We start from the raw sequence: 26,999 nt of genomic DNA on the forward strand, positions 1-26,999 counted from the left end.
TAAATGAACGTGATTTATTAACTTATCTCGCTATTTGCCGGGCAGCCCGATTAGTGAGGGCTGATTAACGTTTCACTTTATAAAAAATTTTAAGGAGAAATTATGAGCACATATATTTATATGGTTAGACATGGTGAATCACCAAAACTAGAAGGAAATGAAAGAATGCGTGGATTAACTGAGAGGGGACATATGGATGCCCGTAGAGTAACTGACATATTAAAAGCGGAGAGGATTGATACTTTTATTTCCAGTCCTTATAATCGGGCTATGCTAACGATAGAGGAGTCAGCTAATTTCCATGAAAAAGAAATAGTAGTATATGAAAATCTTAAAGAGTGTATGTTTTCAAGTGAGGATCAGGTTATATCAGACAAAGAGGTGTATCCACTTGTACAGAAGATGTTCTCTAATCCGGACTTTGCACGAACGGAAGGAGAGTCATATGCAGATTGCCAGAGAAGAGTAGTGAAAGTATTAAAAGAAATCTTAATGGATTTTCGAGGATGCAAAATTGTAATTGGTACACATGGGCTTGTCATGACATTAATGATGAACTATTTTGATAAACAATATGGTTTTGAATTTTTAATGAATACGTCAAAACCGGATATATATAAGATGGAATTTAAAGAAGAACAATTAATGAATGTAGAGAGATTATGGAAAGCTGAATAAAATTAGTTGCATGGATTTTGTTGTAAAAGTTACTTTTATAGCAAAGTCTTTTTTTGAATAGAAAGCATCTTTATCAACTATTGTTAGAATGTTAAATAAATAAGTAATTATTCAGTCTTTGAATAAATTATGGAGAAATTGGTTTAGGGAAACAATTTTAAATGTGTCAAAATTCCAAACGTTGGATTTATATTCAATAGGAGAAAAAGATGTAGAATTTTGTCTTACAGTCCCCGTTTACTTTTCATTTCATTACATATAGGCTTTGTGGTGTAAGGGAGGACATTGCCTTTACGTAAAATCTATAAGGAGGTCATTGTAATGAAACAGATTAAAAAGTTTGCGGGAGTTGCTTTAGCGGGGACGATTGGATTAAGTGGATTACTGTTTTTAGAACCAAGTGTAAGCATTGCGGAAGCACAGCAAGTGAAAGTAGAAAATTTCAATACAATTGATGTAACGATGAATCTAAATGAATTGTATGTATTAAGTGGCAGAAGCATTGATATTCTTTCTGGAGATAAAGAAGCAATTCAGTTAAATAAATACACAATTAGTTTTAATAAACCTGGGAAGTATGTGATTAAAGTAAATGGCTGTATTTATGATGATGTATATACTTTTATTGTAAATGAGTAGTATATATTCTTAAATTGCGAGATAAAAACAGAAACACCCTATTTGCGATGAGAGTCGTAAATAGGGTGAATTTATTTGTATTAAGCTGTACTTTAAATATGTTCACTAATTTTCTTTTTGTTATGTAAAAGTGTTAACAATGTAAATGAAATATACATCTTCACAGTCAAAAAAGTTAAAATATTTCGTTTTAAGGATTATAATGGAGGGAGGAACATAAAAGGGAGTGAATGAACTTGAAACAAGAACTTATTGAAAGATTTACGAGATATGTAAAAATTGATACGCAATCAAATGAAGAAAGTCATACAGTACCAACAACACCAGGACAAATTGAGTTTGGTAAGTTATTAGTGGAAGAGCTAAAAGAAATTGGTTTAACAGAAGTAACAATGGATGATAATGGCTATGTAATGGCAACACTTCCAGCTAATACGGACAAGGATGTTCCTGTAATCGGATTTTTAGCCCATTTAGATACGGCAACAGACTTTACAGGGAAAAACGTCAAACCACAAATTCATGAAAATTTTGATGGTAATGCAATTACGTTAAATGAAGAGCTAAATGTTGTGTTAACACCAGAGCAGTTTCCGGAATTACCATCATATAAAGGACATACCATTATTACAACTGATGGTACAACACTTCTAGGAGCAGATGATAAAGCTGGTCTTACAGAAATTATGGTTGCAATGAACCATTTAATACATAATCCGCAAATTAAGCACGGGAAAATAAGAGTAGCATTTACACCGGATGAAGAAATTGGTCGTGGGCCAGCGCATTTTGATGTAGAAGCGTTTGGTGCATCATTCGCTTATACGATGGATGGAGGTCCATTAGGTGGTTTAGAGTATGAAAGTTTTAATGCTGCAGGTGCTAAGTTAACGTTTAACGGAACGAATACACATCCTGGAACAGCAAAAAATAAAATGCGCAATGCTACTAAACTTGCTATGGAATTTAATGGGTATTTACCAGTAGAAGATGCGCCAGAATATACAGAAGGCTATGAAGGATTCTATCATTTACTTTCTTTAAATGGTGATGTTGAGCAAAGTAAAGCATATTATATTATTCGAGACTTTGATCGTGAAAATTTTGAGGCACGTAAAAATAACGTTAAAAATATTGTGAAGACTATGCAAGAAAAATATGGCGAAGATGCAGTCGTTTTAGAAATGAATGATCAATACTATAACATGCTTGAAAAAATTGAACCGGTAAGAGAAATTGTTGATATTGCATATGAAGCAATGAAAAGTTTAGACATTGAACCAAATATTCATCCGATTCGCGGAGGCACAGATGGATCACAATTATCATATATGGGATTACCGACGCCGAATATTTTCACTGGTGGTGAAAACTATCACGGTAAATTTGAGTATGTTTCGGTAGATACTATGGAAAAAGCCGTTCAAGTTATTGTGGAAATTGCAAGACGTTTTGAGGAGCAAGCTTAAAAAAGAACCAAGTAGTACGAATGTGCTACTTGGTTCTTTTAATATAGTACTCGCCACAAATAAAAAGTCGCATAAGACTCCCAATTAGCCCAATTAGCCGCGAAATCTTTTATTTCATTTTTTGTCGGTTTATTTTCGGAACCTGTTATAAATTTAATTGCATTATGCAGACCAACATCATCAATTGGAAAAGCCGAAGGAAATCTTAAACAACGCATTAAAACATAGTTGGCAGTCCATGGTCCTATACCATGGATAGCAGTTAATTGTTTCTCAGCAACCTTTACATCTTGTGTTTGCAGTAAATCCTCTTTTGATAATTTTCTCTCTGTAATAAGCTTCGCAATACCGATTAAATATTCACATTTTCTAGTCGTCATTTTTAATTGTTGAAGATTTTCTACATGTAGATTTGCAATTGTTTCAGGTGATGGGAATATCCAATGTTTTCTACCGTCCCATTCTACATAACTTCCAAATTGCTCAACTAATCTCCTTTTTAGTGTATAAGCATATGTTAGGTTAATTTGTTGACCGATAATTCCCCAGGAAAGTGCCTCAAATAAGTCTGGAATGCCTAAAGTACGAAGGCCATAATATTGTTCAATTGGTCCTTGAAGGAGTAAATCATGTTTAGCTAATGTATAAAATGGGGCTAAATCAGTAGTTAAATCAAACCATTCTTTTACATAGTTAACTACAGCTTCACGTATCGATTTTTCAGATGTATATGGTTCTTCTAAACAACGTATTTGAATATTCCCATCTGTATTCACACTAATTTCAACTAAAGGATTTACATCTTGAACAGGGATAACTTTATAAATTTTGTTATCTTCAATATGGAACATACATTCATTGTTAGAGCGTGATAGATAACGTAAATTTTCTTGGAAACAAAATTCTTTTGGAACTGCTATAGATAATGCGCTATTATATTCTGCTGTCATATGAATTCCACCTGCAACTTTTCTAATGTAAGCAATTTTTTCTTCATTTCTAATCCACCCCTAAATCCGGTTAGTTTCCCATTCTTCCCAATAACGCGGTGACAAGGAATGGTAATAAGAAGAGGGTTAGCAGCAATAGCAGAAGCAACGGCGCGCACAGCTTTAGGTTTTTGAATTCTTTCAGCAATTTCTGTATAAGAATATGTTTTTCCATAAGGAATTTCACGTACCGTACTCCAAACAGATAATTGGAAATTAGTTCCATAAGCATCGATAGGAAATGTAAAAGTTTCTCGCTTGTTTTCTAAATACTCGATAACTTCTTGCGTATATATTTGCAAGTAATCTGGACTATGGGTCAATATATGTTGGGGCAGTTTTTTTCTAGCCCATATATTTAATTCTTCAAAGTTTTCGTCTTGTGATCCAATGAAACATAGTCCATTTTCAGTTGCAGCAATATGAAATCGCCAATTTTTATGTGTAAGTAGCGTCCAATATATATAATTATTTTTGTAGGAATTCATTATCGTATCTCTCTTTCATTTCGTTCTTTTTTCGATATTCAGTAGGAGTAAATCCGGTTTTCTTTTTAAATAAAGTTGCGAAATACTCTGGGTTTTCTATCCCGACAGCAGTACTAATTTCTTTAATAGATTGATTTGTGTGTAAAAGGTATTCGGTTGCTTTAAGAACCCTGAATTGTTGTATATATTCTATAGGAGTTAACCCTATTATTCTTTTGAAAGTACGTTGTAAATGAAAAGGGCTACCGTGACACATTTCCGCAAGCATGTCGAGAGTTAAGGATTCGTCATAATGCTTTTCGATATAGTCTTTAATTTGTTCTACCCACTCTTCATTAGGTAAAGTGATCCCATTTGGCTTACAACGTTTGCACGGGCGAAAGTTCTCACTTAATGCTTGCTCTACATGATGAAAAATTCGTACATTGTTTCTATTCGGTATTCTTGATTTGCATGATGGTCTGCAAAAGATTCCAGTTGATTTCACAGCATAAAAGAATTTGCTATCATAGGAAGAATCATTATGAATAATTGCTTGCCAATACTCATTTGTTAATGTAACTCCTTCATTGTGCATAGAACATCACCTCTGAAATTAGTATAACCTGAATAAAGTGCGTATGTATGTATTCATAAATGTAAGAGCAAGATTACAAAGGTGAAAATATGATTGTTTTCTATTTTGTGATAGCATGAAATTTGGAAATAAACATCAAGAGGAGGACTATAGATGAAGTTAATTTCATGGAATGTAAATGGTTTGCGAGCTGTTATCGCAAAAGGTGGATTTTTGGAATATCTTGAGGAATCAAGTGCTGACATATTTTGTCTACAAGAGATTAAATTACAAGAAGGGCAAATTGATTTAAATTTAGAGGGATATTATACATACTGGAATTATGCTGTGAAAAAAGGATATTCAGGAACTGCTATTTTTTCGAAAAAAGAACCGCTTTCAGTTACATATGGTTTAGGCATTGAAGAGCATGATCAAGAAGGGCGACTTATTACTTTAGAATTCGAAGATTTTTACATGATAACGTTATATACACCAAATTCAAAACGTGGATTAGAAGGATTAGATTACAGAATGAAATGGGAAGATGATTTCAGGTCCTATATCAAACGATTAGATGAGAAGAAACCAGTTATTTTTTGTGGAGACTTAAATGTTGCTCATAAAGAAATCGATTTGAAAAATCCGAAAAGTAATCGTAAAAATCCTGGATTCTCTGATGAGGAACGAGAGAAATTTTCATGTATTTTAGAAGAAGGATTTATTGATACATATCGTTACCTTTATCCTAATCAAGAAGGTGCATACTCGTGGTGGTCGTATCGTATGGGCGCGAGAGCGAAAAATATCGGATGGCGTTTAGATTATTTTGTTGTTTCGGAAAGAATGAAAGACAAAATAACAGAAGCGAAAATTAATAGTGAAGTAATGGGGTCAGACCATTGTCCAGTTGAATTACATATAAATTTCAAAAAAAAGAAGTATCTCCCTAATATTAGGGAGATACTTCTTTTTTTAATTCAGTTTGTTAAAATTTTTCAAATCATTCTTGAAATAATTTCATATTAAATATATACTTAGTAACGATAATCATTATCAGTGAAAATGATTATCAAGTGAGGAAGGCGTAAAAGAATTATAGTCTAGGGGAAGTGAACGGGAATGAGTTCTGGATAAAATTATTAATCTAATGAAATATATATGGGACAAAGTTCATATAGTTAAATTTTATTGAGAATATAGTTTGAAAATTCGAGAGGAGACATATAAAGATGAACAAGAAATTATTTACTTTAGGGATGGTTACAGTTTTAAGTGTAGGTTTAGCGGCATGTAATAGTGCGGATAAAACTTCAGGCGAGCAAAAACAACAGACAAAAGCTACGGAAACGAAAAAAGATGAAAAACGAAAAATCACATATTTAGGTAAAGAGTATACAGTGCCAGCAAAAGTAGATAAAATTGCGACAGCTAGTTTAGAGTCAATGGAAGATGCGGCAGTACTTGGAATTAAACCAGTTGGTGCCATTACTGTAGGTGGTAAATTACCAAAATATCTTGAAAAAGAGTTAGAAGGTGCTAAATCTGTTGGTGAGAAAATGCAACCCAATTTCGAAACATTACTACAATTAAAACCAGATGTTATTACATCGAGTACGAAATTCCCAGCAGAAACAGCTGAAAAGTTTACGAAAGTAGCTCCTACATTCCCGGTATCACACGTTTCAACAAATTGGGAAGATAACTTAAAGTTAATGGGAGAATTAACTGGTAAAAAAGATAAAGCAGAAAAAATTATTAAGGATTACAATTCGGACGCTGAAAAAGCAAAAGCAAAACTAGGAGATAAGTTAAAAGATAAAAAAGTACTTGTCATAAGACTAAGAGCAAACGAATTATTCCTATATCCAGAAGGAGTATACTTCAACCCTGTAATTTATAAAGATCTTGGACTAACTGCTCCAGAACAATTGAAAACTGTAAAAGCACAAGAGAAAATTTCATTTGAAAAACTTGCTGAACTTAACCCAGATTATATTTTCTTACAATATGAGGCAAGTGAAAATAAAAACCCGAAAGTGTTAGAAGAAATTGAAAGTAATCCAATTTGGCAAAGTATGAATGCTGCGAAGGAAAAGAAAGTATTTGTAAATGTTGTAGATCCAATGGCACAAGGTGGTACAGCTTGGAGTAAAACAGCATTCTTAAAAGAAGCCGTGAAAAATTTATCTAAATAATACAATAAGTAAGGTGCGTTGAATGATATGCAGAAAACAAATGCAGTACCAGTAACTATATTATGTATAGCACCCATACTCATCTTATTTACAATTATACTTTCGATTTTGTATGGGGCAAAAAGTATTGACGCTGAAACAGTGTGGAACGCATTATTTCATTTTGATTCAAGCGATGTAAATCATAATATTATTATTACTTCACGTTTACCAAGGGTAGTTGCAGCTCTTTTAGTCGGAGCATTTCTAGCCATATCAGGAGCACTTATGCAGGGGATGACAAGAAACTATCTTGCATCCCCTTCTATTATGGGTGTGACGGATGGCGCTGCCTTTGTTATTACACTTAGCATGATTTTTCTTCCGGGAATGTCATCAATTGGTATGGTTGTATGTTCAATGATTGGTTCTGCACTAGGAGCCGGTATCGTGTTTGGTTTTGGTTCGCTCCTTCAAAATGGCTTATCACCAGTTAGGTTAGCGATTATAGGAACAGTTATTGGAACATTTTTAAGTAGTGTATCGGCTGCAATGGCTTCGTATTTCCAAATTTCTCAAAATGTTAGTTTTTGGTTTAATGCAAAGTTAGATCAAGTAGATCTTAATATCATTAAAATCACGATACCGTTTGGGATAATTGGAATAATTTTAGCATTGTTAATATCAAAATCTATTACCATTCTTTCATTAGGCGAAGAGGTTTCTATTAATTTAGGGCAACGTACAAAACTAGTTAAAGCGATGGCAATTTTATCGGTAATTTTCTTAACAGGAACAGCAGTTGCTTTAGTGGGGAAAGTTGGTTTTGTAGGTTTAATTATTCCGCACATTACGCGCTTTATAATTGGGGTAGATTATAAGTGGATTTTGCCATGTGCAGGTGTTATTGGTGGCGTTTTCTTAGCGTTATGTGACGTTTTGAGTAGATTTGTAAACTATCCATTTGAAACACCTATTGGAGTCGTTACCTCTTTAATTGGAATTCCTTTCTTCCTTTATTTAATCCGTACTAGAGGAGGAGAGAGACATGCTTAAAAGTTCAAGTCAACGTTTCGGAATGACGATGGGGATTATTATATTTTTAATACTATGTGCTATTTATATTAGTTTAACAAATGGTACGTTCGACATTACGATTACAGATGTATTTAAAACACTGTTTAGAATTGATCCAGTACCAGAACATGATTTAGTTATTTTTGAGTTTCGCCTTCCGCGCATCGTAATTGCTGGATTAGTAGGATTAGGCCTTGGTGTTGCGGGTGCCGTTATTCAAGGGATTACGAGAAATGGGTTGGCGGACCCAGGTATTTTAGGCGTAAATGCCGGAGCAGGAACAGCGATTGTCATTTTTATGTTTTTCTTTCAAGGGCAATTAAAAAGCACAGACTGGGTTTCTATTATGATGATGCCAATGTTTGGTTTAGTAGGCGGATTAGGTGCAGCTATCATCATTTATCTGTTTTCTTGGAAAAACGGTAAATTAGATTCGCAACGACTTTTATTAACAGGGATTGCAATTGGATCAGGATTTGGAGCCTTTTCTATGTACTTATCACTCAAAATGAAGTCAACTGATTTTGAAATGGCCGCAGTGTGGGTGTCTGGAAGCATATATAGTGCAAACTGGAAGTATATTGTGGCTATGTTACCATGGCTTATTATCTTAATTCCGCTTATACAAAAGAAAGCTTATTTATTAGATTTATTTCAATTGGAAGAAACGAGTATTACAAGTTTAGGTGTTTCAGTAGAAAGAGAGAAATCGATTTTACTATTAAGTAGTATCGGGCTTGTGAGCGCATGTGTTGCTGTTTCAGGGAGTATCGGTTTTATTGGCTTAATGGCACCGCATATAGCGAAAAGGCTTGTCGGTATTCAACATAAGTATATAATTCCTACGTGCGGCGTAATCGGAATGTTTCTTGTAATTGCTTCAGACTTTATTGCGAAAACAGTTTTTACACCTGTAGAGCTACCAGTTGGAATCGTTATTTCTATTGTCGGTGTACCGTATTTCTTATATTTACTTTATAAGGCGAAAGCGTAAGAGGAGGAATAAAAGTGAGTATTTTAAGTGCAAAAAATTTAGAAACAAGTTATGAAAAGCTTACAGTGTTTCGCGATTTAAATGTGGAAATACAAGAAGGAAAAGTAACGACAATTATAGGTCCAAACGGTTGCGGTAAATCGACATTGTTAAAAACAATGGGAAGAATTTTAAAACAAAAAAGCGGTAAAGTATATTTGCAAGGACAGGATTTACATACAATTCCAACGAAAGAAATTGCGAAGCAGTTAGCTTTACTCCCGCAAACTCCAATTGCACCAGGTGAGCTTAAAGTGGAAGAATTAATTTCTTATGGACGCTATCCACATCGAAATAACGTAAATAAGTTAACGACAAAAGATAAAGAAATGATTGATTGGGCATTAGATATAACGAAAACTTCTGAATTTCGAACGAGACAAATTGTAAATTTATCAGGTGGTCAAAGACAAAAGGTATGGCTAGCGATGGCATTAGCACAAGAGACAGAAGTGTTGCTATTAGATGAGCCAACTACATACCTTGATATGTCTCATCAATTAGATGTATTACAAATTGTGGAGAAGTTAAATAAAGAACATAATTGTACGGTTGTTATGGTATTACATGATATTAACCATGCATCAAGGTTTTCAGATGAAATTATTGCAATGAAGGAAGGCGAAATTGTTACAACTGGTAGCCCAGAAGAAATCATTACAAATGAAGTGTTAAAAGAAGTATTTCATATTGATGCGCGTGTCATGATTGATCCGCATAATGGGGCTCCTGTTTGTTTCGGTTATGATAGCGTTGTATCTCAAGAAGAAAAAATCGAAATATATGTAACAAGTTAAAAGGGGGGGATAGGGTGAATACTACAATTGAAAAACAGCAGATTATAACATCTAATACAGAGCAGTGGAAAATGTATTCAAAATTAGAAGGTAAGGAATATCAAATTCATATTTCAAAGCCGAGGCAACCAGCACCGGATTCAGGATATCCCGTTATTTACGTATTAGATGGCAATGCCTTTTTTCAAACATTTCATGAAGCAGTTAAAATACAATCAGTAAGAGCGGAAAAAACTGGTGTTTCACCAGCTGTTATAGTTGGAGTGGGTTATCCGATTGAAGGCGCATTTTCAGGGGAAGAAAGGTGCTATGATTTTACGCCTAGCGTAATTTCAAAAGATGCCCCTTTAAAACCAGACGGTAAACCGTGGCCTAAAACAGGAGGAGCACATAATTTCTTTACTTTTATTGAAGGAGAACTGAAACCACAAATTGAAAAGAATTTTGAGATTGATAAAAGTAAGCAAACGTTATTTGGACATTCTTTAGGTGGACTATTTGCTTTGCATATACTATTTACAAACTTAAACGCTTTTCAAAATTATTTTATTAGTAGTCCATCTATATGGTGGAATAATAAATCCGTTCTTGAAAAAGAAGAGAACCTTATACATGAATTAAACAATGCTAAGTTTGAAACAGGAGTGTTCCTTACAGTTGGATCACTTGAACGAGAGCATATGGTTGTAGGTGCAAATGAATTATCAGAGCGCCTTCTCCAAGTAAACCACGATAAACTTAAATTTAAGTTTTATGAAGCTGAAGGGGAGAATCATGCATCTGTTGTGCCGACGTCTTTAAGTAAAGGATTGAGGTTTATTAGTTACGTATAGGAAAAAAGGTTATGGATGAAACATTCCATAACCTTTTTTAATATGTAGAATTGTCCTTTTCGAAAGTTTTGTTTCAACTTTTCGTCTAAAGAGACAAAAAGTTGTCACAAATCGGTCACAATTAGCATAAACATAAAATAGACGAAATGAACTTATTTCCAAAAAGGCTTGGTTTATTCCGATCATGATTTGTAGAGCTGAAAAAGTATGGATGAAAAGTTCACTATATTCCCAAGGAGGTAGATCGTATGAAAACTATTCTTGCTATCGCTGGACTTATTTGGGTTCTATCACATGGCATTCCAATTTATGAAGGAGAACAAATTCGCAGTGCTCTAAATAAAAATTTTAATGAATATCATATCATTGATCGGCAAGATAATGTTGTGACAGTTCGAGTAAATGACTGTTTTCATACGGTAACCGTTGAAGGAACTTCAGTAGTGAATGATACAAAAGTATGTGATCAGCAATAATTATATATGGAAAGAAAAAATTCTTGGGTTAAATATCTGAAAATTTAAATTAAAACATTATAGACGAAGAATAAGCGGGGGCGGGTAATCCCCGCTTATTCTTGTTTCACTTTATTGAATTTTGATGAGAGATATAATGATTTTTTGACAAAAAGGAAAGGGTATACTGAAAATTGAGATTAAGAAGCTAATGCGTTGTTAAGAATAATCATAAAGTGTAAATATACTCTTATGGGGTATCATGCGTAGATATTTAATGCTATAATTGGTATACTCATAAAAAACAATTGTTTTATTGGATGAAGAGAAACTTTAAGAAGGTGATAATATGGATCATAAAGAGCATGAAGCAGTAACACATAGATCAGAAAAAGAAAAAGAACAGATTATAAATAGATTAAAGAGAATTGAAGGACAGGTCCGCGGTATTCAAAACATGATTGAAAATGATCGTTATTGCGTAGATATTTTAGTGCAAATTTCAGCGATTAATGCAGCGATGAAAAAAGTAGGAATGGGCGTTCTCAAAAATCATACGAGTCATTGTGTTTCAGGAGCTATTAAAAATGGAAATGGTGACGAAGCAATTGAAGAATTAATGACAGTATTTGAACGTTTTTCAAAAGCGTAAAAACAAGCTAGTATTTAACTGGCTTGTTTTTTTGTTTACCCTCATATTGGATTTGGGTGTATTGTAGTGAAAAAGTGTGTGTAAAATAAACTTTTAGAAAATAATTGAAAAATCATGATACAAAACCATTGATTACCTTAGGGGGGTATGGTAAGATGTAATTGTGATTAACAAACAATGAATAAACAAGAGGAGGATTTTAAATGGAACAGTTAACATTACAGGTTGAAGGTATGTCTTGTGGACATTGTGTAAATGCTATCGAAAGCAGTGTGAAAGAGCTAAACGGTGTTGAACAAGTGAAGGTTCAATTAGCAGAAGGAACTGTTGAAGTTACTATCGACTCGTCTGCTGTAACATTAAAAGATATCGTTGCTGTAATCGAAGATCAAGGATACGATGTTCAATAATTATTTTTAGATATGGAAATAAATCGTACTTTAAATGAAGTACGATTTATTTTGCTAATCATTATACCTCATAAGGGTATATAGGGGTGAGAGACATGAATGAAAAAAAAGAGGCCAATCTTCAAATATCAGGAATGACATGTGCGGCATGTGCAAATAGAATTGAAAAAGGTCTAAAAAAAGTAGAAGGTGTTCATGAGGCAAATGTAAATTTTGCGCTTGAAAAAACAAAAATAATGTACGATCCAACTAAAACAAATCCGCAACAATTTAAAGAAAAAGTTGAATCATTAGGATATGGAATTGTAAGTGATAAAGCTGAATTTACTGTTTCAGGAATGACATGTGCAGCATGTGCAAATAGAGTTGAAAAGCGTTTAAATAAGTTAGATGGTGTGAACAAGGCGACAGTAAATTTTGCTTTAGAATCAGCCACAGTAGACTTTAACCCTGATGAAGTTAATGTAAATGAAATGAAGAGCGCGATTACGAAGCTAGGATATAAATTAGAAGTGAAACCAGATGATCAAGATGCATCAACTGATCATCGATTACAAGAAATTGAAAGACAAAAGAAGAAGTTTATTATTTCGTTTATTTTATCTTTCCCATTATTGTGGGCAATGGTTAGTCATTTCTCATTTACGTCATTTATTTATTTACCGGATATGTTAATGAACCCTTGGGTGCAACTAGCACTTGCAACTCCTGTTCAATTTATCATTGGTGGACAGTTTTATGTTGGGGCTTATAAAGCGTTACGCAATAAAAGTGCTAATATGGATGTTCTCGTGGCGCTTGGAACGTCGGCCGCGTACTTCTATAGTGTATATTTAAGTATTCAATCTATTGGTTCTTCGGAACATATGACAGATTTATATTTTGAAACGAGTGCGGTACTTATTACATTAATTATTTTAGGTAAATTATTTGAAGCGAAAGCAAAAGGGCGCTCATCAGAAGCAATTAAAAAATTGATGGGTTTACAAGCGAAGACAGCTACAGTTGTGCGAGATGGAACAGAAATAAAAATTTTGATTGAAGAAGTAGTAGCTGGTGATATCGTCTATGTAAAGCCTGGTGAAAAAATACCAGTAGATGGTGAGATTGTAGAAGGAAAGTCAGCAATTGATGAATCGATGTTAACGGGTGAAAGTATTCCTGTTGATAAGTCAATTGGGGATGTAGTAATAGGTTCGACAATAAATAAAAATGGATTTTTAAAAGTGAAAGCAACTAAGGTAGGAAGAGATACTGCATTAGCTCAAATTATTAAAGTAGTAGAAGAGGCACAAGGTTCAAAAGCTCCTATTCAAAGGGTAGCAGATCAAATTTCAGGTATTTTCGTACCGGTTGTAGTTGTGATTGCGATTATCACCTTTGCAGTATGGATGATATTTGTTACACCTGGTGATTTTGGCGGAGCACTTGAGAAAATGATAGCAGTACTTGTTATTGCTTGTCCATGTGCATTAGGTCTTGCAACGCCTACATCTATTATGGCAGGATCAGGAAGATCGGCTGAGTATGGTATTTTATTTAAAGGTGGAGAGCATTTAGAAGCAACGCACCGATTAGATACGGTTATTCTAGATAAAACGGGTACAGTGACAAATGGGAAGCCGGTATTAACAGATGTAATTGTAGCAGATGGATTCAATGAAAATGAACTGCTTAGATTAGTAGGGGCAGCAGAAAGAAATTCTGAACATCCGCTTGCAGAAGCGATTGTAGAAGGAATTAAAGAAAAGAAAATTGATATCCCAAGTTCAGAAACGTTTGAAGCGATTCCGGGATTTGGTATCGAATCAGTTGTAGAAGGAAAACACTTATTAATTGGTACACGTCGATTAATGAAGAAATTCAATATTGATATTGAAGAAGTTTCTAAATCAATGGAAGCGCTAGAACGAGAAGGAAAAACAGCAATGCTTATTGCAATCGATAAAGAATATGCTGGTATAGTTGCCGTTGCAGATACTGTGAAAGATACTTCAAAAGCAGCTATCGCAAGACTGAAAAAAATGGGTCTAGACGTTGTGATGATTACAGGAGATAATACACAAACTGCTCAGGCAATTGCAAAGCAAGTTGGTATTGATCACGTAATTGCAGAAGTATTGCCAGAAGGAAAAGCAGAAGAAGTGAAAAAACTGCAAGCAAATGGTAAGAAAGTAGCGATGGTTGGAGACGGGATAAATGATGCTCCTGCTCTTGCTACAGCGAACATTGGTATGGCGATTGGAACGGGAACGGATGTAGCGATGGAAGCAGCGGATATAACGTTAATCCGCGGTGACTTAAATAGTATTGCTGATGCGATATTTATGAGTAAAATGACGATAAGAAATATTAAACAAAATTTATTCTGGGCATTAGCTTATAACGCGTTAGGAATTCCAATTGCGGCATTAGGTTTCTTAGCCCCTTGGGTTGCTGGAGCAGCGATGGCATTTAGTTCTGTATCCGTTGTATTAAATGCATTACGATTACAAAGAGTTAAATTAAAACCTTAAAAAGCTACATTAAGTAATTGAATAGAATTAAAAAACAATACTTGAATAAGTATTGTTTTTTTGTTCGTATAGAAATTAAAACGATATAATAAAGCAGAAATATAGAATCGTATGTAGTAGAAAAGTTAAGAGGTAGTTTGGTAAGGAGACTTATATATGTTAAAAGATATTATAATTAGAACATTCCAGAAAAAAGATTTAGATCAAGTATTACAATTGTTCTATGAAACAGTTCATACGGTTAATGCAAAAGATTATAATGAGTTACAGCTACAGGCGTGGGCACCGGAGCGACTAGATAGAGAAAATTGGTTACAGTCTTTAGAAAAGAATATTAGCTATGTAGCGGATCATAAAGGTATGATTGTGGGGGTTGGGGATTATAACGATGATCGTTACGTAGATCGTTTATTTACGCATAAAGATTATCAAGGAAAAAGAGTCGCTTCATACATACTACAGAAGTTAGAAAAAGAAGCAGTGAACTTGGGACATAGGGAGATATATACAGAGGCGAGCATTACCGCAAAACCTTTTTTTGAAAGTAAAGATTTTATTTGCATAAAAGAACAAAAGAAACAGCATAATGGTCAGATTTTTATTAATTATGTTATGAAAAAATATCCTTCTCATAAATGAGAAGGATATTTTTCATTATTTTACAGCTTCTTTTAGTTCTTTACCAGCTTTGAAAGCAGGTACTTTAGAAGCTGCGATTTGCATTTCTTCACCAGTTTGTGGGTTACGGCCTGTACGAGCAGCTCTTTCGCGAACTTCGAATGTACCGAATCCGATAAGTTGTACTTTTTCACCAGCAGCTAAAGTGTTAGTGATTGATTCTACTACAGTTTGTACAACTACAGTAGCTTCTTTTTGAGAAATCTCAGCATTTTGTGCTACGTTTTTAATTAATTCTGTTTTGTTCATGTTTTTCACCTCATATGTAAATAATGCTATTTAAGTTGTTATTATAACGTATAAAACATTCGAGAACAAGTGTACGTACATATATTCGCAAAAAAAATGAAATTTGTAATATTTTTAGGGTCCTTTATAGACATTCTATTTAAGCCGACAGAGATTTGTTCTTCATTTCAGTCTTCTCTTGATAAGAAGATAGTTTCTTATTATAAGATATGAAGTAAGGTAGTGCTACAAATAACATACCTCCTACTAAATTTCCAAAGAAAACAAAAATAAAGTTTGGAAAATATTCAGCCCAAGTGGAATGACCGGCAAAAATTGCGGCTGGGATGACAAACATATTTGCTACAACGTGTTGAAATCCAATCGCAACAAAAGTCATAACTGGGAACCAAATACCGATAATCTTTCCGATAAATTCTTTACTTCCCATACTGAGCCAAACAGCTAAACAAACGAGCCAATTACATCCGATTGCAGAAATAAATGCTTGCAATGGTGTATCTTGTAGTTTCGCTTGAGCGATAGAAATAGTTTTCGCTAAAAAAGCTCCTTCAGTTAAGCCAACGATATGGCCGAAAAAGTAGGCTACAAATACAGCCCCTATGAAATTGCTAAACGTAACAATAACTAAATTTCGTATGAAATGAAATAAAGTAATTTTCTTTTGAAGCCAAGCCATAGAAACTGTCATCATGTTACCAGTTACTAGTTCACCGCCTGCAAGAATAACGAGAATAAGACCGATAGGGAATACAGCAGCGCCTAGAAAACTAGTAAATGATCCCCAATATTTTGGCATTGTTCCAATAACATGAATATCGAGTAAATACCCTAATGCGATAAAAGCACCGCCAAAAAAACCGAGAATTAGCATAGGGAGTAATGATAAATGAGCTTTTTTCCTTCCGGAATTCGCAGCAAGTTCCGTAATTTCTTCTGGTGTAAATACAGACATGAATAACCCCTCCGTAATAAAATGATGGAATGAATAGAAAAAGATTCGAAAATATATGTATTATAAAAATATGGTATGACTTCTGTATAAAATTGTCAAAGTGAATAGGGAGGAAATTACATATTAATAACATAGTTCATGTTGTCACATTAATGTAACAATAAGGATTTAAAGTGTTTCTAGAGGTGAAAACATGAATACAAATCATGTAAAAAAAGAACGAAAAAAATCAATCGTAAAGATATTTATTATTAGTTTTATAAGTATATTAATGATACTAGTAAGTTTGTATTATTATGCGACAGAAATAGAACGAAAACTAGTAACAGTTACATGGAATGAAATAGAAGCTTCTGCAATTCCTAAAGAATTTAATAATAAAAAAATATTACAGTTTTCAGATGTACATTTAGGGCCAGAGTTTACATTGAAGCAACTTGAACATTTGGTGGAGAAGATGAATGAATTACATCCAGATATAGTAGTTTTTACCGGAGATTTAATAGATAAATTTGGTTCTTATAGTGCAGAAAGAGAGGAAGCGAAGGTTATTTTGCAGAAAATTTATGCTCCCTTAGGGAAATATGCTGTGTTTGGGAATCATGATAGGGGCGGGGGCGGTAGTTTATTTTACAAAAAATATATGGAGGAAGCTGGTTTTTCTGTATTAGTAAATGAAGTGCAGAAAATTAAAGTGGAAAACGGCAAATATATTACAATATCAGGTTTGGATGATTTTCTATTAGGGAAGCCGAAAATAGATTCAACTTTAAAAAACTTGAAACAAAATGATTTCAACATGTTATTAGTACATGAGCCGGATGTTGTAACCAAAATAAATCGTTACCCAGTTGATCTTCAACTGTCAGGACATAGTCACGGAGGACAAGTCCAAATCCCTTTTGTAGGTCCGTTAATTACTACCAAACTAGCTGAGAGTTATGTTGAAGGTATGTATGAAGTGAAGGGGAAGAGTAAGCAGTCATATTTATATGTAAATCGTGGTATTGGGACTACTAGGATGCCTGTTAGATTTTGTAGTGTACCTGAACTTTCAGTTTTTGTGTTGAAGCAAAAGAGTGACTAGAATATTTAACAATATGATTCGGAGGAACGTGCGATGTTGGGCGATGGAAAACAGTTTCTTAAAACTTTAGATGTGACAAAGTAATTTTCATAAATAAAAAACAACAATAGGACCTATAAAGGGTCCTATTGCTGTTTTTATCCTGCATTGATTGCCCATAAATGTCCGATTTATGGGGGCTAATTATAGTTTTACTTTGTTATTTTTGCAAGGAAAGACCATCAAAATATGTTCTATAGTTATTTGAGAATTCGAAGTTGTTTTTTGCATCCCAATTAATAGACCAAGACATTAGGCCGCGGAATGCAGGATAGCCACTCTGGTTAGAAAGTTTATACTTTCCTCCGAACGGAACTCCTTTAATGATATAATTTAAAGCTTTTTTCATTTCAGTTGGCGAAATGTATCCACCACTTGGAGCTGCCGCTGGTGCTGCTGGAAGCCCAATCATGACTTGATCTGAACGAAGAGCTGGGAAAATGTTATTTGCATTACCACCTACAGGAAAACCATGTAAGAGCATATCTGCCATAGCGACCTCGTAGTCTGCAGTACCTTGATTGTAGTTATTACCGTCCATTCCAATCCCGCTACCAGCGTTGTAGTGTTGAACATGAATGTATGTTAGTTTATCTTTCACTCCGTAAATAATTGGTAAATATGCACCCCATATGCTTCCATATGCGCTATAACCGCCTTGAACATAAGCTGTTTCAGGAGCCATGCTTAATAGAAAATCTGGACCATAATGATCTGAGATTGTTCGAATAGCTGATATAAGATTTACGATTTGGGGAGTAGTTGGATTTTTGAAATTAGTATCGTTTCCGTTTAAGTAAATACCTGATTCAAGGTCAATATCTATTCCATCAAAACCGTATTTATCGATTAGAGACTGTATGGAATTAATAAAACGTTGCTTAGAGGCATTGTCAGGAAGTAAAACGACTCCATTTTGTCCACCTATTGAAAGAACTACTTTCTTTCCTTTACTTTTTAAATAAGAAATATCTGATTTGAAGTCTGCATCTGTACCATACACAGGAGAAAATTCAACAGTGGAACGATCACCACCAGTTTCACCAAAAGATACATTGATTACATCCCATTTTGGTGAAACGTCTTTTAATTTAATAATGCCAGTACCGTTATCAAAGTTATGCCAATATCCAACGAGTAATTTTGAACCTAAATTGTTTGCTGCTTGTGCTTGGAAAGGGGATAGCGGTAGAAGTAAGAACATTACTAAAATACAACAAAAAAATTTGAACTTGTTTAACATATCAACACTCCTATACAAAAAGTTGTCTAGATGTATAATCTTGTTTATTTAATAATATCTGAAAATTCTTTCTTTTGTAAGGGGACTATAATTTTCTCAACAATTGTGTATGGGAAAGTATTAAACCTAATGTAATAATTTTTGAAGAAGGTTGAATTGTAATTGTTAAATTCAGAATATTTTGATATATTTTAAAGTATAGGACAAAATCTTTCGCACAGTACTCTTACATAAGTTTCAAAATTTAGTTTGGAAGGGGATGTACAAGATTTGGATAAAAATCTAAAGAAAGACCTCAAAATACGCCACATTACAATGATTTCAATTGGCGGCGTAATAGGGGCTGGTTTGTTTGTTGGAAGTGGTGCAGTTGTACATTCGGCAGGACCAGGTTCTATCGTTTCATATGCATTAGCAGGACTTCTAGTCATTTTCGTCATGAGAATGCTAGGAGAAATGGCAGCTGTTAATCCGACAAGTGGTTCATTTGCAACGTATGCAAGAGAAGCGATTGGTCCTTGGGCGGGTTATACAATAGGCTGGTTATACTGGTTTTTTTGGGTAATTGTTATTGCAATAGAAGCCACAGCAGGTGCTGGTATTATCCAATATTGGATTCCACAAATACCGCTTTGGTTATTAAGTTTAATATTAACAATTTTATTAACGCTGACGAACGTTTTTTCGGTGAAATCATTTGGAGAGTTTGAATATTGGTTTTCTTTTATTAAAGTAATAAGTATTGTTTTGTTCCTTTGTCTAGGTCTTGCTGTTATTTTAGGATTTGTTCCAGGAACAGAAGCACCCGGCACTTCGAATTTAATTGGACAAGGTGGATTTATGCCAAACGGTATAAGTTCGGTCCTGCTTGGAATTACTGTTGTTATATTTTCATTTATGGGATCAGAGATTGTAGCAGTAGCCGCAGGTGAATCTGCAGAACCTGTAAAAGCAGTAAAAACAGCAACAAACAGTGTGATTTGGCGTATTCTTGTATTTTTTATTGGGTCTATAGCGGTAGTTGTTACGCTACTGCCATGGAATTCAGCAAACATATTAAAAAGTCCATTTGTAGCTGTACTTGAACATATAGGAATACCAGCGGCAGCACAAATTATGAATTTTATCGTTTTAACAGCTGTACTTTCTTGCTTAAATTCAGGCTTATATACAAATTCAAGAATGCTTTTTTCAATGGCAGAAAGAGGAGATGCGCCAAAGTCATTTTTAAAATTGAACAGTAGTGGTGTTCCCGTTCGAGCGGTTTTATTTGGAACTTTCTTCGCTTATATTGGAGTTGTGTTTAGTTACATTTCTCCAGATAAAGTCTTTTTGTTTTTAGTGAATGCATCTGGCGGGATTGCGTTACTAGTTTATCTCGTTATTGCAGTTTCGCATTTAAAGATGCGTAAAAAAATGGGGAAAGTAGAACAACAAAATTTGAAAGTGAAAATGTGGCTTTTTCCGTATGTAACGTATGTTACAATTGCTGCTATTATAGCAGTTTTAGTTGCGATGTTCGCAATTGATACTTTACGTTCACAAGCATTTTTAACAATGTTTGTTACTGTTCTTATCATACTTTCTTATTTTATTTTTAATAGAAATAAAAATATCACAGTTTTGCATCCTAAAAGTAAGAATGAGGAATCTGTTCGATTCTAATTTTCTTATTTTCGAAGAGAGTTACACCCAATCATTGCTATAAAAGAATCATATATAATCATAGAAACAAGTAATTACTATTGTCATAGTGAATATAAACTTTTTTCTTGACTTTTTATACGAAGGCGAGCAAAATGGTAAAAAAGGAAGGGGGGATGATGATGGAAGAGTACGTATTAGAGCTGTATAACCTGTTATATACGACAGAATGGCAAGATATTGTTTCGTTTCTAGGAATCGTATTTTGCATGAAAATTGTAATTGTATATATGGAAGAGCAAGGTATGTTCTATTCCTTCTCATCTCCGTTCGATGTGCAGCGCGAGCCGTTGCTAAACTATGCCAATGTGAATTACGAACAATTTCCTTTTGTAGTTTTCTTTATGATTCGATTTATTACAGCAATTGTAAGGAAAAAGGAAAGTGATGATGAAGAGTGCCACTCAACTTGTAAGGTAGCTAACGTTTTTTAAGCTAAATACAAGGAGGAGATTTATATGTGGTTTCGATTTCTTATGATTGGTTTCTTTTCATTAACAGCAATTTCATTAATGGGATATCAAGTGTCTGAAATTTTTCAAGCATATAGCGATACATTTTTTAACAAAAACTAATCGCATTGCTATTTGAATAATAAAGCGATAAAATCCTTCTTAAGAAGTTTTATTAAGAAGGATTTTTTTCTTTGTCTGGTCTTGCTGTGTCAAACTATTGTCACATTTACACTGTGAATAATATGTTAAAATAGTGAGGTTATGTATACATACTTGAAGGAAGAGGGAGTGACCATTTTGGTGGATCAATCAACAAATCAGAAAAGCTATGCTCCTATTGTGATAACGCTTTCTGTAATTGTAAATGCGATTATTTTATTTTTGTTCTTTGGACCTGTTGGCTATGAAGGAGAAGTACATTTTGATGTAACGATTTTACCAATGTTAAACGCGATTTTTAATAGCTTTACGTTCGTATTTTTATTAGCAGCGTTATTCTCTATCATTAAAAAGAATGTGAAAATGCATCGTGGTTTTATCCTTGCAGCATTTACGACAACTTTACTATTTTGTGTGTCGTATTTATCGTATCATTACTTAGCACCGGCAACACATTTTGGCGGAGAAGGATTCATTAAATATGTGTATTTCATCATTTTAATTACACATATTATCCTAGCAGCAATTATCGTACCACTTGCATTGTTTGCGCTTGTATTTGGTTTTACAAATCAATTAACACGTCACCGTAAAATTGTACGTTGGACGATGCCGATTTGGTTATATGTAAGTTTATCTGGTGTTATTGTTTACTTAATGATCTCACCTTATTACCAATAAAAAAATCTCAGCCTGTAGGCTGGGATTTTTTTATTAAGCAAATATTTTTGTGAAATGAAAAAAATATGGTATACAAAAGTATAGTTGCTTTTCATATAGAAGGGATGGTAAAGAAATATGCAAAATTTTGTATTTCGTAATCCAACGAAACTTATTTTCGGTAAAGGTCAATTAGAACAGTTAAAAACTGAAATTCCACAGTTCGGTAAAAAAGTTCTTCTCGTATACGGGGGAGGCAGCATTAAAAGAAACGGTATTTATGATAATGTAATTTCTATTTTAAAGGATATTAATGCAGAAGTATTTGAATTAACAGGTGTTGAACCGAATCCACGTGTATCAACTGTAAAGAAAGGGATTCAAATTTGTAAAGAGAATGGTGTTGAATTTATTTTAGCAGTTGGTGGAGGAAGTGTAATCGACTGTACGAAGGCAATTGCAGCTGGTAGTAAGTACGATGGAGATGTATGGGATATTGTAACGAAAAAAACATTTGCTAATGAGGCATTACCATTTGGTACTGTACTTACTCTTGCAGCAACAGGATCTGAAATGAATGCAGGCTCGGTAATTACAAACTGGGAAACGAATGAAAAGTATGGATGGGGAAGCCCAGTTACATTCCCGCAGTTTTCAATTTTAGATCCAGTTCATACTGCATCTGTGCCGAGAGATCAAACGATTTATGGTATGGTAGATATTATGTCACATGTATTAGAACAATATTTCCATCATGGAACGAATACAGAACTACAAGATCGTTATTGTGAATCTGTTTTAAAAACAGTAATTGAGACAGCTCCCAAGCTTTTAAGTGATTTAGAAAATTATGAACATAGGGAAACAATTTTATATTGCGGAACGATGGCGTTAAATGGTATTTTAGCGATGGGAGTAAGAGGTGACTGGGCAACTCATAATATTGAGCATGCAGTTTCTGCTGTTCATGATATACCGCATGGAGGCGGCTTAGCAATTCTATTCCCTAACTGGATGAAGCATGTCGTAGATGAAAATGTAAGTCGTTTTAAACAGTTCGCTATTCGAGTATTCAATGTAGAAACAGATGGAAAGACTGATCGAGAAATTGCGTTAGAAGGAATTCAGGCGTTACGTCAATTTTGGACTTCAATTGAGGCGCCAGTAACATTATCTGATTACGCTATTGGAGAAAATGAAATTGATTTAATGGCGGATAAAGCGATGGCGTATGGTGAATTTGGTAACTTTAAAAAATTAAATAAAGATGATGTTCTAAGTATATATAAAGCTTCTTTATAAGTGAATTTAGAAAAGAAACCTATTTGATTGTTTGATCGAATAGGTTTCTTTTTTTGCTTTTTATAAACGTTTATGAATGTTTGTGATTATTTTTGATTGTTTATGGTTGATTTTTGTGACCGTTTTCATTATACTGTAATCAAAGAAGAGGTGAATAAAATGTTAACGCCTGAACGTCATCAAATGATATTGCAACTTGTAAAAGAACAGAAAGTTGTAAAATTACAGCAATTAGTTGAAAGAACAGAAAGCTCTGAGTCGACAATTCGCCGTGATTTAGCACAATTGGAAAAGCAAAGGTTATTAAAAAGAGTTCATGGTGGTGCCGCTGTTTTAACAGGAAAAGGGCAAGAACCAACGATGGTTGAAAAATCATCCAAAAACATTCAAATAAAACAACAAATTGCTCAGTATGCGGCTAGCGTTATTGAACAAGGTGATTGTATTTATTTAGATGCAGGAAGTACAACATTTGAAATGATTCCATTTTTAATAAATAAAGATGTTACTGTCGTTACGAATGGACTTATGCATATTGAAGCTTTAGTTGAAAATAATATTCGTGCGTATTTACTAGGCGGAATGATGAAGAGTAGGACGAAAGCTTTAATCGGTGCTATGGCACAGGAAAGTATGCAGAAGTATCGTTTTGATAAATGTTTTTTAGGTGCAAATGGTGTACATGAACAGCTTGGCTTTACAACGCCAGATCCAGAAGAAGCGCTCTTAAAACAAATGGCATTAACATTAGCAAACGAAGGATATTTCTTAATTGATGAAAGTAAGTTTTCAGAAGTTGCGTTTGCGAAAATTGCAAATGTTGAAGATGCAAATATTATTACAAACCATTTAGAAATTGATTTAGAAAAATATAAACAACAAACCAATGTAATTGAGGCTGATAAACAATGATCTATACAGTTACTTTAAACCCATCTATTGATTATGTAGTGCAAGTTTCTTCCTTTGATTTAGGAACAATAAATCGAGCGGAAAAAGATATGAAGTTTCCTGGAGGAAAAGGAATTAATGTTTCTCGTGTTCTTCAGCGTTTAGGTGTTAAAAATATAGCACTTGGATTTACTGGTGGATTTACTGGTCAATTTATTAAAGAGGTATTACAGACGGAAGGTGTAACAACAAACTTCGTCCAAGTAGATGAAGATACTCGCATTAATGTGAAAATAAAAGGGGAAGAAGAAACAGAATTAAATGGCCAAGGTCCTATTGTAACAAAAGAGCAGTTCGAACAGTTAATGAAAAAAATTGAGAGTATGCAACATGGAGATTGTGTTGTACTTGCTGGGAGTGTACCAGTTTCTATTCCAAGTACCTTTTACGAATCAATTGCTGCGTTTGGAGCTGAAAAAGGTATTCGTGTAGTAGTAGATGCAAGTGGAAGTGCACTGCAACATGTAATTAAAAATAAGCCATTTTTAATTAAGCCAAACCACCATGAACTTGGTGAGTTGTTTGGAGTGGAGCTTTCAACAGTAGAGGACGTTTTACCTTATGGAAGAAAATTAATTGAACAAGGTGTAAAACACGTTATCGTATCGATGGCTGGAGAGGGAGCTTTATTATTTACGGCAGAAGGTATATATGAAGCGACTGTTCCAAAAGGTGTTGTAATTAATTCAGTTGGGGCCGGGGATTCTCTTGTTGCAGGGTTTGTAGGCAAATATGAACAGACAAAAGATATTGAAAAGGCATTTCAATACGGCGTTGCAACAGGGAGTGCAACAGCATTTTCAGCTGATTTATGTAAGAAGGAAAAAGTAGAAGAATTATTGTCGCAAGTAATTGTAGCTAAGCGATAGGGGGAAGCAACATATGAAAATTACAGAACTATTAAAAAGGGATACAGTCATTATGGATTTGACAGCTTCAAATAAAGAAGCTGTCATAGATGAATTAGTTGAGAAATTAAACGGGGCAAATCGTTTAAATAGTAAAACGGAATTTAAAGAAGCTATTTTAAAGCGGGAGGCCCAAAGTACGACTGGAATAGGGGAAGGTATTGCAATACCTCATGCGAAGACAAAGGCTGTTAAACAACCATCGATTTGTTTTGGTAGAAGTGTAAGCGGTATCAATTATGAGTCGCTTGACGGACAGCCAGCACAGTTATTCTTTATGATTGCTGCAAGTGAAGGAGCGAATAATACTCATTTAGAAACGTTGTCTCGTTTATCGACATTATTAATGGATGAAGGATTTCGCAAGCAACTATTAGAAGCAAAGGATGAAAGTGAGCTTCTTCAACTATTTGATGAAAAAGAGAATGAAAAAGAAGAAGAGATTGAAGTCGCAAAACCAGAAGGAAATGAACCGTACGTACTTGCTGTTACAGCTTGTCCAACTGGAATCGCTCACACATATATGGCAGCGGATAGCTTAAAAGCAAAAGCGACAGAGTTAGGAATAGCGATTAAAGTTGAAACAAACGGATCAACAGGTATTAAAAACGGTTTAACGAAAGAGGATATTGAACGTGCAACAGCTATTATTGTTGCGGCGGATAAACAAGTAGAAATGAATCGTTTTGCTGGTAAACATGTCATTCAAGTGCCAGTTGCTGATGGGATTCGAAAAACGGAAAATCTGCTTAAGCGAGCTGTCAAACAAGATGCACCAATCTTTAAAGGTGTAAAAGAGGACGGGAAATCAGAAAGTATTGAGGGAGAAAAAGGATTAGGAATTTATAAGCATTTAATGAGCGGTGTAAGTAATATGCTTCCATTCGTTGTTGGTGGCGGGATTTTAATAGCGTTAGCGTTTTCGTTTGGTGGTATAAAGGCGGAAGGTCCTTTAGCTGAATTGTTCATGTCAATTGGTGGAGGAAAAACAGGTGCGTTTTTATTCCTTGTACCAATTTTAGCTGGATTTATTGCAAGTTCTATTGCTGATCGTCCTGGTTTTATGCCTGGTGTTGTAGGTGGATTTTTAGCAGCGAATGCGAATGCTGGATTTTTAGGTGGGTTAATTGCTGGCTTCTTAGCTGGATATGTTGTTTTAGGGTTGAAAAGATTATTTTCAGGACTACCAGTACAATTAGAAGGAATTAAACCTGTATTGTTATATCCAGTCTTTGGATTATTGATTACAGGAGTTGTAATGCAAAAAGTAGTAATTCCGCCTGTAGTAGCATTAAATGAAATGTTGACAGGGTGGTTAAATGGTTTAAACGGTACGAATGCTATATTACTAGGTCTTATTTTAGGTGGTATGATGGCAATTGATATGGGGGGGCCAATTAATAAAGCGGCATTTACGTTTGGTATTGCTGCAATAGAAGCGCAGAATTTTGGAGTGCACTCAGCAGTTATGGCTGGTGGGATGGTACCACCACTTGCGATTGCATTCGCAACTACATTCTTTAAATCAAAGTTTACAGAAGCGGAACGTAAATCTGGTTTAACAAATTATATTATGGGAGCGTCGTTCATTACAGAAGGTGCGATTCCGTTTGCAGCTGCAGATCCGGTTCGAGTAATCGTAAGTTGTGTTGTTGGTTCAAGTATTGCAGGTGCGTTATCTATGTTATTCCAAATTACATTACCGGCACCGCATGGTGGATTATTTGTAATAGCGTTAGTAAATAAACCGTTACTATATATTTTCTCTATATTAATTGGAACAATTGTCTCGGCTGTTATGCTAGGTGTTTGGAAAAAGAAAGTTCAATAACAAATAAAA

General features: G+C 34.4%; 27 protein-coding genes and 1 pseudogene. 22 read left to right on the forward strand and 6 right to left on the reverse strand.

Annotation, left to right across the window (positions count from 1 at the left end; translation table 11 throughout):
- Positions 1-102: 102 nt before the first annotated feature.
- The 3 genes from ACTFO4_RS05940 to pepT all read left to right on the forward strand — a co-directional run bounded on the left by ACTFO4_RS05940 (position 103) and on the right by pepT (position 2,786).
- Positions 103-678 (forward strand): histidine phosphatase family protein, encoded by a 576-nt coding sequence (locus ACTFO4_RS05940; RefSeq protein WP_000109179.1) that lies wholly within the window; start codon positions 103-105, stop codon positions 676-678.
- 321 nt (positions 679-999) lie between these two features.
- Positions 1,000-1,317, forward strand: a complete 318-nt coding sequence (locus tag ACTFO4_RS05945) for a hypothetical protein (RefSeq protein WP_098584474.1) — start codon at positions 1,000-1,002, stop codon at positions 1,315-1,317.
- A 236-nt stretch (positions 1,318-1,553) separates the two neighbouring features.
- Positions 1,554-2,786 carry a peptidase T gene (gene pepT, locus ACTFO4_RS05950; protein ID WP_002164459.1) on the forward strand — a complete coding sequence of 411 codons (1,233 nt, stop codon included), beginning with the start codon at positions 1,554-1,556 and terminating at the stop codon, positions 2,784-2,786.
- Positions 2,787-2,824: 38 nt separating this feature from the next.
- Here pepT and ACTFO4_RS05955 read toward each other — a convergent pair whose 3' ends face one another.
- From ACTFO4_RS05955 to ACTFO4_RS05965, 3 genes are read right to left on the reverse strand one after another with little or no spacing between them, the layout of a single operon-like run.
- Entirely contained in the window at positions 2,825-3,736 is a 912-nt protein-coding gene (locus ACTFO4_RS05955) for a DNA glycosylase (protein ID WP_000123504.1), read from the reverse strand.
- The gene (locus ACTFO4_RS05960; RefSeq protein ID WP_098771005.1) at positions 3,733-4,263 is read right to left on the reverse strand and encodes a methylated-DNA--[protein]-cysteine S-methyltransferase; all 531 of its coding nucleotides are present in this window, start codon (positions 4,261-4,263) and stop codon (positions 3,733-3,735) included. The genes ACTFO4_RS05955 and ACTFO4_RS05960 overlap by 4 nt, the downstream gene beginning before the upstream one ends.
- The gene (locus ACTFO4_RS05965) at positions 4,244-4,840 is read right to left on the reverse strand and encodes a bifunctional transcriptional activator/DNA repair enzyme AdaA (protein WP_098771006.1); all 597 of its coding nucleotides are present in this window, start codon (positions 4,838-4,840) and stop codon (positions 4,244-4,246) included. Before ACTFO4_RS05965 ends, ACTFO4_RS05960 begins: the two co-directional genes overlap by 20 nt.
- A gap of 153 nt (positions 4,841-4,993) precedes the next feature.
- Here ACTFO4_RS05965 and ACTFO4_RS05970 point away from each other — a divergent pair.
- The 11 genes and pseudogenes from ACTFO4_RS05970 to ACTFO4_RS06020 form a co-directional block, all read left to right on the forward strand.
- Positions 4,994-5,749 (forward strand): annotated as a pseudogene (locus tag ACTFO4_RS05970) (exodeoxyribonuclease III); the annotation flags it as partial.
- A gap of 302 nt (positions 5,750-6,051) precedes the next feature.
- Positions 6,052-7,017 (forward strand): iron-hydroxamate ABC transporter substrate-binding protein, encoded by a 966-nt coding sequence (locus ACTFO4_RS05975; RefSeq protein ID WP_001035506.1) that lies wholly within the window; start codon positions 6,052-6,054, stop codon positions 7,015-7,017.
- Between the two features lie 27 nt (positions 7,018-7,044).
- A complete protein-coding gene (locus ACTFO4_RS05980; protein ID WP_001173041.1) occupies positions 7,045-8,052 on the forward strand; it encodes a FecCD family ABC transporter permease in 1,008 nt (335 codons plus the stop codon).
- Entirely contained in the window at positions 8,045-9,067 is a 1,023-nt protein-coding gene (locus tag ACTFO4_RS05985) for a FecCD family ABC transporter permease (RefSeq protein ID WP_000920450.1), read from the forward strand. The genes ACTFO4_RS05980 and ACTFO4_RS05985 overlap by 8 nt, the downstream gene beginning before the upstream one ends.
- A gap of 14 nt (positions 9,068-9,081) precedes the next feature.
- Entirely contained in the window at positions 9,082-9,903 is an 822-nt protein-coding gene (locus tag ACTFO4_RS05990) for an ABC transporter ATP-binding protein (RefSeq protein WP_440013047.1), read from the forward strand.
- A 14-nt stretch (positions 9,904-9,917) separates the two neighbouring features.
- Positions 9,918-10,736: an alpha/beta hydrolase gene (locus tag ACTFO4_RS05995; protein ID WP_098584469.1), complete on the forward strand. Its 819-nt coding sequence runs from the start codon at positions 9,918-9,920 to the stop codon at positions 10,734-10,736.
- A 248-nt stretch (positions 10,737-10,984) separates the two neighbouring features.
- Positions 10,985-11,212 (forward strand): hypothetical protein, encoded by a 228-nt coding sequence (locus ACTFO4_RS06000; RefSeq protein WP_000849103.1) that lies wholly within the window; start codon positions 10,985-10,987, stop codon positions 11,210-11,212.
- A 328-nt stretch (positions 11,213-11,540) separates the two neighbouring features.
- Positions 11,541-11,843 (forward strand): metal-sensing transcriptional repressor, encoded by a 303-nt coding sequence (locus tag ACTFO4_RS06005; RefSeq protein WP_000349637.1) that lies wholly within the window; start codon positions 11,541-11,543, stop codon positions 11,841-11,843.
- A gap of 203 nt (positions 11,844-12,046) precedes the next feature.
- Positions 12,047-12,253, forward strand: coding sequence for a copper chaperone CopZ (gene copZ, locus ACTFO4_RS06010; protein ID WP_000436973.1), 207 nt, complete (start codon positions 12,047-12,049; stop codon positions 12,251-12,253).
- 95 nt (positions 12,254-12,348) lie between these two features.
- The gene (locus tag ACTFO4_RS06015; RefSeq protein WP_001003178.1) at positions 12,349-14,769 is read left to right on the forward strand and encodes a heavy metal translocating P-type ATPase; all 2,421 of its coding nucleotides are present in this window, start codon (positions 12,349-12,351) and stop codon (positions 14,767-14,769) included.
- Positions 14,770-14,925: 156 nt separating this feature from the next.
- Positions 14,926-15,408, forward strand: coding sequence for a GNAT family N-acetyltransferase (locus ACTFO4_RS06020; RefSeq protein ID WP_098771931.1), 483 nt, complete (start codon positions 14,926-14,928; stop codon positions 15,406-15,408).
- A 15-nt stretch (positions 15,409-15,423) separates the two neighbouring features.
- On the opposite strand, the gene ACTFO4_RS06025 is transcribed toward ACTFO4_RS06020, so the two are convergent.
- Positions 15,424-15,696, reverse strand: a complete 273-nt coding sequence (locus ACTFO4_RS06025) for an HU family DNA-binding protein (protein WP_001043904.1) — start codon at positions 15,694-15,696, stop codon at positions 15,424-15,426.
- 139 nt (positions 15,697-15,835) lie between these two features.
- Positions 15,836-16,651 carry a formate/nitrite transporter family protein gene (locus tag ACTFO4_RS06030; protein ID WP_098771932.1) on the reverse strand — a complete coding sequence of 272 codons (816 nt, stop codon included), beginning with the start codon at positions 16,649-16,651 and terminating at the stop codon, positions 15,836-15,838.
- Between the two features lie 193 nt (positions 16,652-16,844).
- Here ACTFO4_RS06030 and ACTFO4_RS06035 point away from each other — a divergent pair, with 193 nt between their 5' ends.
- Positions 16,845-17,738: a metallophosphoesterase gene (locus ACTFO4_RS06035; RefSeq protein WP_098771933.1), complete on the forward strand. Its 894-nt coding sequence runs from the start codon at positions 16,845-16,847 to the stop codon at positions 17,736-17,738.
- Positions 17,739-17,937: 199 nt separating this feature from the next.
- Here the strand turns inward: ACTFO4_RS06035 and ACTFO4_RS06040 are convergent, their stop codons facing one another.
- Complete coding sequence (locus ACTFO4_RS06040) at positions 17,938-19,020, reverse strand: chitinase (RefSeq protein WP_098584466.1); 1,083 nt, start codon at positions 19,018-19,020, stop codon at positions 17,938-17,940.
- Positions 19,021-19,290: 270 nt separating this feature from the next.
- Here ACTFO4_RS06040 and gabP point away from each other — a divergent pair, with 270 nt between their 5' ends.
- The 7 genes from gabP to ACTFO4_RS06075 all read left to right on the forward strand — a co-directional run bounded on the left by gabP (position 19,291) and on the right by ACTFO4_RS06075 (position 26,990).
- Positions 19,291-20,685, forward strand: coding sequence for a GABA permease (gene gabP / locus ACTFO4_RS06045; protein ID WP_000360111.1), 1,395 nt, complete (start codon positions 19,291-19,293; stop codon positions 20,683-20,685).
- A gap of 134 nt (positions 20,686-20,819) precedes the next feature.
- Positions 20,820-21,158 (forward strand): hypothetical protein, encoded by a 339-nt coding sequence (locus ACTFO4_RS06050; protein ID WP_121868051.1) that lies wholly within the window; start codon positions 20,820-20,822, stop codon positions 21,156-21,158.
- A 318-nt stretch (positions 21,159-21,476) separates the two neighbouring features.
- Positions 21,477-22,019 carry a DUF420 domain-containing protein gene (locus ACTFO4_RS06055; RefSeq protein WP_000228315.1) on the forward strand — a complete coding sequence of 181 codons (543 nt, stop codon included), beginning with the start codon at positions 21,477-21,479 and terminating at the stop codon, positions 22,017-22,019.
- A 117-nt stretch (positions 22,020-22,136) separates the two neighbouring features.
- Complete coding sequence (locus ACTFO4_RS06060; RefSeq protein ID WP_098771935.1) at positions 22,137-23,300, forward strand: iron-containing alcohol dehydrogenase; 1,164 nt, start codon at positions 22,137-22,139, stop codon at positions 23,298-23,300.
- A 159-nt stretch (positions 23,301-23,459) separates the two neighbouring features.
- On the forward strand, positions 23,460-24,212 hold the full coding sequence (locus ACTFO4_RS06065; RefSeq protein ID WP_098584463.1) for a DeoR/GlpR family DNA-binding transcription regulator: 753 nt from the start codon (positions 23,460-23,462) through the stop codon (positions 24,210-24,212).
- Entirely contained in the window at positions 24,209-25,120 is a 912-nt protein-coding gene (pfkB, locus tag ACTFO4_RS06070) for a 1-phosphofructokinase (protein ID WP_098771936.1), read from the forward strand. Before ACTFO4_RS06065 ends, pfkB begins: the two co-directional genes overlap by 4 nt.
- Positions 25,121-25,133: 13 nt before the next feature.
- Positions 25,134-26,990 carry a PTS fructose transporter subunit IIABC gene (locus tag ACTFO4_RS06075; protein ID WP_098771937.1) on the forward strand — a complete coding sequence of 619 codons (1,857 nt, stop codon included), beginning with the start codon at positions 25,134-25,136 and terminating at the stop codon, positions 26,988-26,990.
- Positions 26,991-26,999: the final 9 nt, after the last annotated feature.

It is taken from the genome of Bacillus cereus group sp. MYBKT14-1, from assembly GCF_051915185.1.
Classification (GTDB): Bacteria; Bacillota; Bacilli; order Bacillales; family Bacillaceae_G; genus Bacillus_A; species Bacillus_A cereus.